Source organism: Klebsiella sp. D-Nf1 (genome assembly GCF_002810515.1).
Lineage (GTDB): Bacteria > Pseudomonadota > Gammaproteobacteria > Enterobacterales > Enterobacteriaceae > Klebsiella > Klebsiella variicola.
On sequence record NZ_PIOK01000011.1, the window covers coordinates 80,088 to 90,305 of the forward strand.

Below are 10,218 nucleotides of genomic sequence, written 5' to 3' on the forward strand. Positions count from 1 at the left end.
GCTTAATCCTCGGGAAAACTGGCCACCAGGGCGTTACCCAGTCCAGACAGTTCCTTCCTGTCATTCGGCGTTAAATGACAGGAATGGGGTATCTTCTGTACGCAGGTGCAATATTAGACGGCCCGCTCAACTGAGACTCTGTTCCAGTGTGTCCAGAAGGTGCGAGAGATCTTCTTGGAGGCCAGAGGCGAATTTTTCACCCTTTTCAGGCATGCGGCTTACATAACGCTCGGCATCCTCAACCAGCCGTCTGAGTAATATTATGATCCTGCTGAATGCGCTGATCTTTGCGTCTGCTTTCAGATTCAGATACGCAAGGTCGGCACGTTGAAACGCCTCTTTCATTCTTGATACCCAGGCTCTTGCCACAATATACTCCTGATCTTTACGGGTTGCCTCTTCGGCGCAGAGCATAACTGTGCGCGCATCCTGGATAATAAAAACAGCCGTAGTGGTGGCGGAAACTTCACCGCTAACCATCTTCTGCAGCTCATTGAGGGTGTCCACTGCCCGTAGAAGCGCCTGTTCCATGTGAGGTTGTGATCCAGAACGCCGGATGCTCTCCCGTAAATATCCTGTCAGAGGGATAAACAGTTCCGGACTGCGCGCGAACGTATAAGTTTCGCTACCGGCCCCGGGCAGTACTTCCAGCTGGGATGGTGCGGCGGCAATGATTTTTTCATGCTGTTTAAAAAATTCCAGCGCGGCACTGACTTCATCTGCACACCGGGTCAGTCTCTCAGTGCCGCCCGGCGTAGTATCACTGACCTGTTCCTCATAGATATCATTCAGGTGGGTGTATGCCGTCCGGTAACGAATGAAGGCTTCCAGAAAAACCTCTTCTGGTTTGAGTGCAACAGATTGCTGACGGATAACAACCGGGATTTGACCCGTCTCAGCCATATGATGTGCAATGCCCTGCAAATAGCTGTTCAGTGTTAATCCTATTGGGGTGAGCACCTCACCTGCTTTCTCACTGACCTCATCGGGCAAGCGTATATTAATTTGTGCCATACCTATCACCTTATAAATTCTACATTGTAGCAATTTGCTACAATGTAGAATTTATTTGTTTTGGTATTGAAATGCAATCGTGAGAATCATTTTTTCTTTCATTTTCACGGTAGATCCGAAAAAAGCTAGTTCCGGATCTAAACTCTGTACTGACCTGAAAAATGCAAGATTGAGATTTTTACAGAAATACTCTTCTCACAGGACGTATGATGAAGAGGTTGACCACCCACCTATCAGGAACGCTATGTCTGGCATACTGCTTAATCGCCTCACTACTAAAGTCAGAGCACAACTCAAACGCACCCTCAAAGGAAATAAGACATATAAGAAGCATCGCTGGAACCTTGTTGAAAGGGCGCAGGTTTACTGCTCCACGCATTATCTGAAGGCCATGTTTTTGCTATGGTCTATGGCAGGCAGTGCTGTCCTAATAGCGATAGGCTTTCGTGCTGAATTTAGTAGCTTTGCGGCTAATTACCTAAAAAACGTCACTAAACTTCCTGAATGGATGTCAAACCTGCTGGGCGCCCAGCTGACGATAATCGGGATTGTGTTCCCGCTTGTTGTCGGACTGATCAGTGTGCTCTTTCAGAAAAAATCCTCGCGAATCCACATTCAGACCGCCTATCAGTTGCATTCCGGTTATATGTTTGCGGGACTCAGTGGGCTATCACTTGCTGCTTTTATACTGATAAGTGGGTTATTTTTATCTGCAGGTGACAAATATCTTGATACGGTATTTGCGGTTACGGCCTTAATCTGGATGTTTTTCAATATTGTACTTTCGATATGGTTCTTTATTACCAGTCTTAACATTTTAGATGACAAGAAACGCGATCACCTCATGCTGAAGTATTTTCAGTCCCAAATTGTAGAAAATCATATTCTGCATTCCCTTAAATGCTCATGGATACAGTATCCTGGTTCACACATAGGTAAGGATTATATAAAGGGAATAACCATTCTTCCCTACTCTGTCTCAAGCGAAGAAAGTTTGGACTCGGTTAAATTCCATATTGAGGATCATATGGAAATCAGCGATGTGTATCTTGGACCACTAAATTTTCTTTTACACCGGCTGAAACCTGTGCAGGATAAGAATGGCTCGATTGTTATTCTGCCGTCCCTGGCAAAAAGGGATAACAAAATGACACTGTTTACCTCAACTGACGTGATTATCCCTGGGTGGTGGCCGTTCTTTTTCAGAAAATGTTTTATAAAAGACCAGAAAGTAAACTGGAAAGAGTACAGACACATTACCCGTGATTTTTATGGTGAGGTTTATGATGCTCTGGGAGACAAAAATATAAGTACCTTTATCATCGCAACAGACCGGCTGATTGATACATACACAACATTGAAAAAAAGCTTCGGGTATGCTGATGGAAATTATATTGATGAATGTCATGGTTCAGGTATGTCATTTACATTCAGCCAGTCATTCTATCATGATTTTTACAGTTTCAGTAACGAGGTGGTAAAGTCACTGGAAACAACGGGTGAATATTTCCGTAAAATTATTGATGTACCATTCTCTGTATATCGTGATTCAGACAGCCGTGAAATCGTCGATTTTCAGCAGTGTATGGAATCTCTTTTCTACGTATGGTACGTGTTGAACAACTGGAAAAGAGGATATGGAGAAACTCTGTCGGTCAGTCAGGAGCAGCGTCACAGGGAAGTTGTCAAAGATTTTATAGGTGAATGGGAAAGCTGGTACATGTGGCGACGTATTAAGGCCCGTGGCGAGAACCGGTTTGATGATGACTCGGCCGAACTACTTTATCATCTTTATGAGACAGCCCGGATAGTCATGACGGCTGTGATGTCAGACGACCGCTATGCCTCAGATCACAGTGCGGATATGCTTTTACTCTGGTTCAGCCGGAATCGGTTTAAACAGCACTTTGAACAATACCGCTGGCACAGCTTTTTCCTGACGCCGTCGTATCTTACTCAGGCATCTGACAAACCGGCCTGGCAGGCCATCCTCAGAGGAAATGCATATTCAGAAACAGCTGCACTGGCAATCATTTTTTTCAATGCACTGACAGATATTCGACTGCTTACTGCCGGATATATTCTTTCGCATGTTCAGCAGAAAAAAAATGTACGTCTGAAAAATGTTATAAAGCGACTTCTTACTTCTGAACCTGTCTATCCGACAGGTGCGCATGATCTCATGACAATGTCGTTAACTTCTTCGACTGATATTATTGACATTATTATCAGGCTGGAATGTCGTCCGTGCGACAGTGAGGACTCCTGGTACAAGACGATGTCTAATCTCGTAAAGGCGTTTTCATCATTTAATGAAACGGAGATCATATCAGGACGTATCTATATGGGAACCTATGAAGATGTCAGGAATATTTATGCCAGTTATGCAGATATCGCTTTTTATCTTTCCGCTAAGTCCCTGCCTGTCACCCAGCGCGTAAGGATGGCACTGAACGACAACCTGTTTACTTATCATCAGAAGGAACAGATTATTTATCAACTCCAGCGTTTCAAACGCCGTGAAGACAGCCCATCGGATGGATATTTAATGTCTGATAAATCCTTTAAAGATAAGATTGTCCGTTTTAACGAAACCCTCGATGCTTATATTCAGGCTTTCAGCCGGAGCATGCATTCAGAACTTCTTAACGCTGATATTGATACTGAGCTGCTGAAAAATACCGATCTTACTCTTACCCGAGAACTACCCTTAATGCTTGCCCGGGATGCACTGCTTTCACAATTTTCTTACAGTACATCAAACAGCGGGGAGATAGCGTGGACAGCCAAGTCAGTTAACGGAGGTATGTCCAAAGATATCTTAGCCCGTGGGATCAGCAGCATTAATTCGGTAATACTGACACCTGTTTCTGACATTAAACAGACTCTGCTTGGTGATGTTTACCATGAACTGAGTCAGCTGCAGCCCCTCCGGACAATCAACGTCCGCGACGAATATGAACTGCTGAAGAATTTAAGGGATATGACTGCCGACAACGAAGACTATACGCTGATTTTCTTCGGAACCCATCTGGGAAGCGAGCTACGTGAGATGAGCTACCACGCAGAAAGGTTTGCGGAACTGGGGATCATACTGGATATGAAGAGTGATCTCGATGGCCTTATGCCAGTCAGGATTAATAACTGTGGAATCTATCAGGTATGGGATAATGATGGAGGATATTACTCCCTGCTTGTCCGGAACAATGTCTTTGGATCCCTTAACATGCTGAGCGATCCCGACGGACAGCCTTTCAGTACCTCGTGGCATGCAAGTGATGAAGACCCTCTGTCGGGCTGGGTGACTACCAGCTGGAAACAGGAACTCGGGATTAGTGGTTCCGTCGTGGCAAGATTTAATCACTCCTGACCAGTCAGGCTGAACGGCGCGAGAATGCCGCTCAGCTATTATTGTTGCTGTAAAGTTAATTATTAACCGCTAATTATACTATAAAAACAAATATCTGATTTTTTCAACAATCACCTCTCATTAGTGCGTTATCAGCATCAATAGCTTTCTTCCACTCCCAAGATCCGAAAACTCCTGGTTCCGGATCTGCTTTCCGGCCTCCGGCGCGCTGCGGCCCGTAAACACAAGATATAGCGGTTTTCCCAGCTGACAGTGACGCTATATGTTGTATCCCTCCCCTGCCCCGTGACCGGCCGCTCACCACTGGAAAACGCCGCTTTGCTTATTCCCTGACCGTGGTACACTTCCGGAAACTTCATAAAGTGCGAAAAGTCGGATCCAACCGGAACGGCCGTCCGGTAATTTAACGGCGTGGCTGTATGGCTGCTTGTTATCTCTCTGGTGATTATTGTGTATGTGAATTTCACGGTGTGAAATGAATGGCGACATAACAGTATGTTTCTGTCTGGCGTGTGTCAGCTGCATCATTAAGCTATACTGATATACATATCATTAGTATGTATTCCGGAGTGCATCATGAAGCAGCGCATCACCGTCACCATAGACAGCGACAGTTATCAGTTACTGAAATCCGCGGACGTCAATATCTCCGGCCTGGTGAACAGGGCCATGCAGAATGAGGCCCGTCGTCTGCGTGCCGAACGCTGGCAGGCCGAAAATCAGGAAGGGATGGCCGAGGTTGCCCGCTTTATTGAGATGAACGGTTCATTCGCCGACGAAAACAGGGACTGGTGAGATGCAGTTTAAGGTTTATGCCTATAAAAGAGAGAGCCGCTATCGTCTGTTCGTGGATGTGCAGAGTGACATCATCGATACCCCCGGGCGACGGATGGTGATCCCGCTGGCCAGCGCCCGGCTGCTGTCGGATAAGGTCTCCCGTGAACTCTATCCGGTGGTGCACATCGGGGACGACAGCTACCGCCTGATGACCACGGACATGGCCAGCGTCACGGCCTCCGTCACCGGGGAGGAAGTGGCCGATCTCAGCCACCGGGAAAATGACATCAAAAATGCGATAAACCTGATGTTCTGGGGAATTTGACAGCCTCCCCGCCCTGAAAGACAGGGAGGATGTCAAAACGAAGCTTTTAGGCGAGGTATGGGTAAACCAACATTTAGATCATTTAACGATGTGGTCCGGGAGCTTGAGGATGTATATGGCCACCAGGAGCTGTGGCTTTACTCTGGCCTTAATGAGGACTGCCCCGTCGAGACAGCCCGGCGGCGTCAGGAATGGCGATCTCCCAAAATTCTCAAACGAAACGGCAGAATGGTGGCAGAACAATCAGGCCAGCCTGATTTCTGGGTGCTCACCGGAGACTACCATCTGTCGCAGTCTGAACACAGCGGTCCGCCGTGGAAAGCCTGCCTCATCGATAAGGTCTTTAAACTGTATTGTTCACTGTTCTGATGATGGCTTCACAAGGCTTACAGGCGGAATTTTCAGTTAAGGAAGGATTATGTGTGATTTATGCAGGGCGGATGAGAATTACTTCCATACGGCAGAATGCGTGTATGACCAGCTGGTCAGTGAATACCCCGTGATGTGGCTGCGGGACTCGACCCGGATCGGGGCCTGCTACACCCTTCGTGAACTGCTGTCGCCGGAAGGGATGGTGCTGGCCATACAGAACTCTCTCCCGATGAAGGGGTGGCGGCTTCGCATGCTTTACAACGAAGCCATTGACGAAGAAATTAACCCACTGCACGGGGACTGTATTGAACTGCCCTCCAGAGCGGATGCCCTGCAGGCTTTCGTGGAGTCAGGGGACACTCCCCTATCCGATAACTGCTGACAGCACCGGGGTATAACCCTCCAGGGAAAAAACATGACCGACTTCGTGACCCGGACTGTTATGGACAAAACAATGTGGCTCGTGACATTGCCGAAGATCATTACAAATAACAGTACCCGCCAGGAGGAAAATCTGGTCGTCATTCTGAGCAGGGAGCAATCGTGGGGGGCAACTTCTGACCATTTTCCCGACGGATTGTACCGGGTCTCCTGCATAATGACACTGTACCTGGCCGATACCGAACAGACGAAGACTCAGACTTTCACTGCAATCTACTGGCCTCAACAGAAGGCCCTGCATCTGTTTACAGATGAGTTCAGACTGGAACGCCGCCTGCAGGGACACGGCCTGGGTAGCTGGATCACGCAGCAGTTTGTGCTCTGGGCCAGAGGCCTTCCGCCAGAAACCAGGGTTTTGCCGATTGAAATTTCCCAGGTTGATGAAAAAAACGAAGAAAACAAGATCCGGAGGGACAGACTGTGGCACGCAATGGGTTTCCGGTTCCCGGCCGGGGAAACCAGCTCAATGCCGCTGCGGGCAGACGAACTACAGTTGCCGCGGGGCAGGTATTCAACGCTCCGGGTGGAGCCCCTGGTATCCGCGGTACGCCGGCTGGAAGACTGTTATCGCGGGCTGCAGGAAAAAATCGTGCAGCTCGAAGGCAAAAAACGGTCGCAAAAACAGTTAATTACTTCACTTAAGAATCGTACATTTTATTATCTGTTGCACAGGAAAGGGGGCCAGCTCCCGGACGAGAAATGTGACGCCCTGCCACTGCGGGCAGAAAAACTGTCTCTGCCGCAGAGCGGGGATTCAGACCTAGAGGTGGCGCAACGGGCAACCGGGGTCATCCGGCTGGCTACCCTGTGTGCTCAGTCGCAGAAAAGAATCCTGGAGCTGGAAAGGGAGCTTGCCTCGCAAAGTGAGGAGCTCGTTGACCTGCAGGCACATCCCTTTTTTAACCTGCGGGATAAATACCGCGGCCAGATCCTGTTCTGGGGATGGGGGATGGGTTTTCTGTGCTTTATCTACTGGATGTTGGTGTCATGAATGTTCCCGTTCCATAGCCACCCACTGAAGAGGAGTGAAACCTGTGCCCGAAAATATCGTGTCTACCGTCATTGACGGGGTAGTTTTGTTTGCGACTTCGTCTGTTTTCTGGCTGGCCGTCGCTGGCTGGTTAGTCATCCTGACTCCGGTAATATTACGAAGAAAATTCTCGGCAAAGAAAAAAGTTAAAAGAAATTATGAATAACCTGGTTCCAGTTGGATCTCCGGCATCTCCCGGAACATTGCTCCCGGTGGCCATCGATTACCCTGCCGCCCTCGCCCTGCGCCAGATGGCGCTCGTGCAGGATGAACTGCCGAAATACCTGCTGGCGCCGGAAGTCAGCGCCCTGCTCCATTACGTGCCGGATCTTCACCGCAAGATGCTGCTGGCGACGCTGTGGAACACCGGCGCGCGCATTAATGAAGCGCTCGCGCTGACCCGGGGGGATTTTTCGCTGGCGCCGCCGTATCCGTTCGTGCAGCTGGCCACGCTCAAGCAGCGTACCGAGAAAGCGACCAGGACGGCAGGTCGTGCCCCCGCAGGCAGTCAGATCCATCGTCTGGTTCCCCTTTCCGATCACCACTATGTCAGCCAGCTGCAGATGATGGTGGCCACCCTGAAAATTCCGCTGGAAAGACGAAACAAGCGCACCGGCAGAATGGAGAAGGCGCGTATCTGGGAGATCACAGACCGTACTGTCCGCACCTGGCTTAGCGAAGCGGTGGAGGCCGCAGCGGCCGACGGGGTGACGTTCTCAGTACCGGTGACCCCCCATACATTCCGTCACTCCTACGCGATGCACATGCTGTACGCCGGTATTCCGCTGAAAGTGCTGCAGAGCCTGATGGGACACAAATCGATTAGCTCGACGGAGGTCTATACGAAGGTGTTCGCACTTGATGTTGCTGCGCGGCATCGAGTTCAGTTTCAGATGCCCGAAGCTGATGCGGTAGCCATGCTGAAAGGGAAAGTTTAGGTGCAGGCATTTATATAAACCCAATAGTGACTTGCTGATACACCCTGCTGGTTTGTTAAACCTCTTCTTTTATCGAAACTTGTTTCTGAACAAAAACAAATGAGTGGTACAAAATAGGCCGCTGGAGCGGCCTCTGACGACATTAATTAAACGTCAAGTTACCATAATGGATCGGTTGTCCAGTTTGAGGGGAATCCCATTCCGGATAAAATGTAACTATGGTTATGATATTTATTAATTAGTGCCTGCAATTCAGCAGAAAACTGATTTTGTTGCTTAATAACATTGTCAGAAATTAATTTTATAGTGGCAAGTATCAGATAAATCTTGTTCGTTTTGCTTGGTGGGATAGTAAGGTAGGAACCGGAAACTAATACATTATTAGTACTGACAAATCCAGATGGCAAACGATAGTTACTGTTCCAAGTCCTTGAGTTATGTGATGCTCTGTTTCGGAGTTCTTTTATCGCTAGTAGCCAAGAGATCATTTCTTTGTAATTTTTGGCATTCATTTTTTTTGCAGCATCTCCAAGCTTATTCGTTCCGGAATGCATAAATTTATTGGAGTCTAATGCTTCAGCAAACTTAACAAATGCGTCAAAACTCATTAGTTCCGTCGCAAGCCAGAAAGGAGGAGCTGAGCGCCATGACTCTTTTGGGCTGATATAGTTGTCTTTATAATATCGTGCAAACTCCATCTTGGAGTAATGTAAATCATCAGAGATCTTCTTCCTTAAGATGGGTAACTTCTCTGTATCCTTAAAGTAATCGTCATTAAGATACCAGAACGGGTCATTTGTAAATGACGTGATAACCTGATCAAGTATAGTTTTGGCTTTTACTTCTATGCGCAAGATATATTTATTACAAAACTCACGCAGCTCGCAGTCAAAATAATAGAGTTCAACACTTTGTGTAAACGTGGTGCCGGGTATGTAGTTTTTTGTTCCGGTCGCTAAAAAAGGGTGCATATATGACTTAAACCGATACCAGTTGATACGGGAGAGATACTCTTCTGCTTCGACAACACCGTATGGTGCTGAGAAAGTTACACCTTTTGGTATGAGGTGCGTGTGTATGAGGTCGTGGGGGGAAACAAAAGGCTTGGTATAGACGTTCATTCCGAAAACCAGGATAAGTTTTTATTGCGTTTTTTTAGCAGGTTAGCTTAATTTAGGCAAGAAAAAACCCGCTGATTGCTTAGCTGAATACTGCTAAACCACCGCGGGTGTTGGTAAAGTAACTATAGCTAGCCTGGAAAAAGATGTCAACACAAATCCACCATTCTTCTGCGCTGATCGGTGACAAGCACAGCTTGTTAAGCATCGTTAAAACTATCAACTTGAAAACTGACCGTCTTGTTCCCTACTACTATAGCAAAACTGGACAGAATTATCTCTGTGTCCAAGCTGGCGCAGGTGTTTCGTCATGGAGAGAGTTGTAAGTTCTACTAGCCGACCGAGCCGTCGATCGACAGATTATCCCTGCACCAGGCGTAACACGAATGGCTTTTTCAAGGCTACAGTTAATAGAAGTATTCTGTATGTATTGAATAATAATGAGGAAGCTATGGGACATATATATTATGTGTTGTTAGCTCGAGTAATCGTATGCTTTTACCTCGTTTTTTTTTCTTGTGGTGCATCACAGTATCAAGTTCAATCTCCGCTGGGGGGATCCCAGCAGGGAAGATCAAAACTTCATGCATATGATATAACGGACTATACCACACCGAAAGCAAACCCCTGTGGCGCTATCGAATGCCCCCCAAAACCGACAGATCCGAAAACGCCGCCAAAACCTATTGTCACCCCGGTTACGCCATCCCAGCCGGGTTGCACGGGGTCGGGGTGCCAGGGGAAGACGGACTATACCACACCGAAGGTAAACCCCTGTGGCGCTATCGAGTGCCCCCCAAAACCGACAGATCCGAAAACGCCGCCAAAACCTA

At 47.7% G+C, this 10,218-nt stretch carries 9 protein-coding genes and 1 pseudogene; 8 read left to right on the forward strand and 2 right to left on the reverse strand.

Annotated features, from left to right (window positions below; translation table 11 throughout):
* Positions 1 to 126: 126 nt before the first annotated feature.
* Positions 127 to 1,014 carry a hypothetical protein gene (locus CWM54_RS25995; RefSeq protein WP_100699025.1) on the reverse strand — a complete coding sequence of 296 codons (888 nt, stop codon included), beginning with the start codon at positions 1,012 to 1,014 and terminating at the stop codon, positions 127 to 129.
* Between the two features lie 244 nt (positions 1,015 to 1,258).
* Between CWM54_RS25995 and CWM54_RS26000 the strand changes: the two genes are divergently transcribed.
* The 8 genes and pseudogenes from CWM54_RS26000 (at position 1,259) to CWM54_RS26035 (ending at position 8,267) form a co-directional block, all read left to right on the forward strand.
* Positions 1,259 to 4,384 (forward strand): hypothetical protein, encoded by a 3,126-nt coding sequence (locus CWM54_RS26000; protein ID WP_100699026.1) that lies wholly within the window; start codon positions 1,259 to 1,261, stop codon positions 4,382 to 4,384.
* A 155-nt stretch (positions 4,385 to 4,539) separates the two neighbouring features.
* Positions 4,540 to 4,791, forward strand: a pseudogene (locus CWM54_RS26005) (hypothetical protein); the annotation flags it as partial.
* A 169-nt stretch (positions 4,792 to 4,960) separates the two neighbouring features.
* Positions 4,961 to 5,179, forward strand: coding sequence for a type II toxin-antitoxin system antitoxin CcdA (gene ccdA / locus CWM54_RS26015; protein WP_006788213.1), 219 nt, complete (start codon positions 4,961 to 4,963; stop codon positions 5,177 to 5,179).
* Position 5,180: 1 nt separating this feature from the next.
* Positions 5,181 to 5,486, forward strand: coding sequence for a type II toxin-antitoxin system toxin CcdB (ccdB, locus tag CWM54_RS26020; protein WP_004197633.1), 306 nt, complete (start codon positions 5,181 to 5,183; stop codon positions 5,484 to 5,486).
* Positions 5,487 to 5,543: 57 nt separating this feature from the next.
* Positions 5,544 to 5,855: a hypothetical protein gene (locus tag CWM54_RS28210; RefSeq protein WP_023287114.1), complete on the forward strand. Its 312-nt coding sequence runs from the start codon at positions 5,544 to 5,546 to the stop codon at positions 5,853 to 5,855.
* A gap of 49 nt (positions 5,856 to 5,904) precedes the next feature.
* Positions 5,905 to 6,240, forward strand: a complete 336-nt coding sequence (locus CWM54_RS26025; protein WP_100699028.1) for a hypothetical protein — start codon at positions 5,905 to 5,907, stop codon at positions 6,238 to 6,240.
* A gap of 33 nt (positions 6,241 to 6,273) precedes the next feature.
* Entirely contained in the window at positions 6,274 to 7,290 is a 1,017-nt protein-coding gene (locus CWM54_RS26030; protein ID WP_100699030.1) for a hypothetical protein, read from the forward strand.
* A 197-nt stretch (positions 7,291 to 7,487) separates the two neighbouring features.
* Positions 7,488 to 8,267 carry a site-specific integrase gene (locus CWM54_RS26035; protein WP_100699031.1) on the forward strand — a complete coding sequence of 260 codons (780 nt, stop codon included), beginning with the start codon at positions 7,488 to 7,490 and terminating at the stop codon, positions 8,265 to 8,267.
* Between the two features lie 158 nt (positions 8,268 to 8,425).
* Here CWM54_RS26035 and CWM54_RS26040 read toward each other — a convergent pair whose 3' ends face one another.
* Complete coding sequence (locus CWM54_RS26040) at positions 8,426 to 9,388, reverse strand: Abi family protein (RefSeq protein ID WP_096835037.1); 963 nt, start codon at positions 9,386 to 9,388, stop codon at positions 8,426 to 8,428.
* Positions 9,389 to 10,218: the final 830 nt, after the last annotated feature.

Excerpts from the sequence above, each read along its gene's own strand:
- CWM54_RS25995 (WP_100699025.1), bottom strand. The coding sequence starts at position 1,014 with ATGGCACAAATTAATATACGCTTGCCCGATGAGGTCAGTGAGAAAGCA.
- CWM54_RS26000 (WP_100699026.1), top strand. The coding sequence starts at position 1,259 with ATGTCTGGCATACTGCTTAATCGCCTCACTACTAAAGTCAGAGCACAA.
- ccdA (WP_006788213.1), top strand. The coding sequence starts at position 4,961 with ATGAAGCAGCGCATCACCGTCACCATAGACAGCGACAGTTATCAGTTA.
- ccdB (WP_004197633.1), top strand. The coding sequence starts at position 5,181 with ATGCAGTTTAAGGTTTATGCCTATAAAAGAGAGAGCCGCTATCGTCTG.
- CWM54_RS28210 (WP_023287114.1), top strand. The coding sequence starts at position 5,544 with ATGGGTAAACCAACATTTAGATCATTTAACGATGTGGTCCGGGAGCTT.
- CWM54_RS26025 (WP_100699028.1), top strand. The coding sequence starts at position 5,905 with ATGTGTGATTTATGCAGGGCGGATGAGAATTACTTCCATACGGCAGAA.
- CWM54_RS26030 (WP_100699030.1), top strand. The coding sequence starts at position 6,274 with ATGACCGACTTCGTGACCCGGACTGTTATGGACAAAACAATGTGGCTC.
- CWM54_RS26035 (WP_100699031.1), top strand. The coding sequence starts at position 7,488 with ATGAATAACCTGGTTCCAGTTGGATCTCCGGCATCTCCCGGAACATTG.
- CWM54_RS26040 (WP_096835037.1), bottom strand. The coding sequence starts at position 9,388 with ATGAACGTCTATACCAAGCCTTTTGTTTCCCCCCACGACCTCATACAC.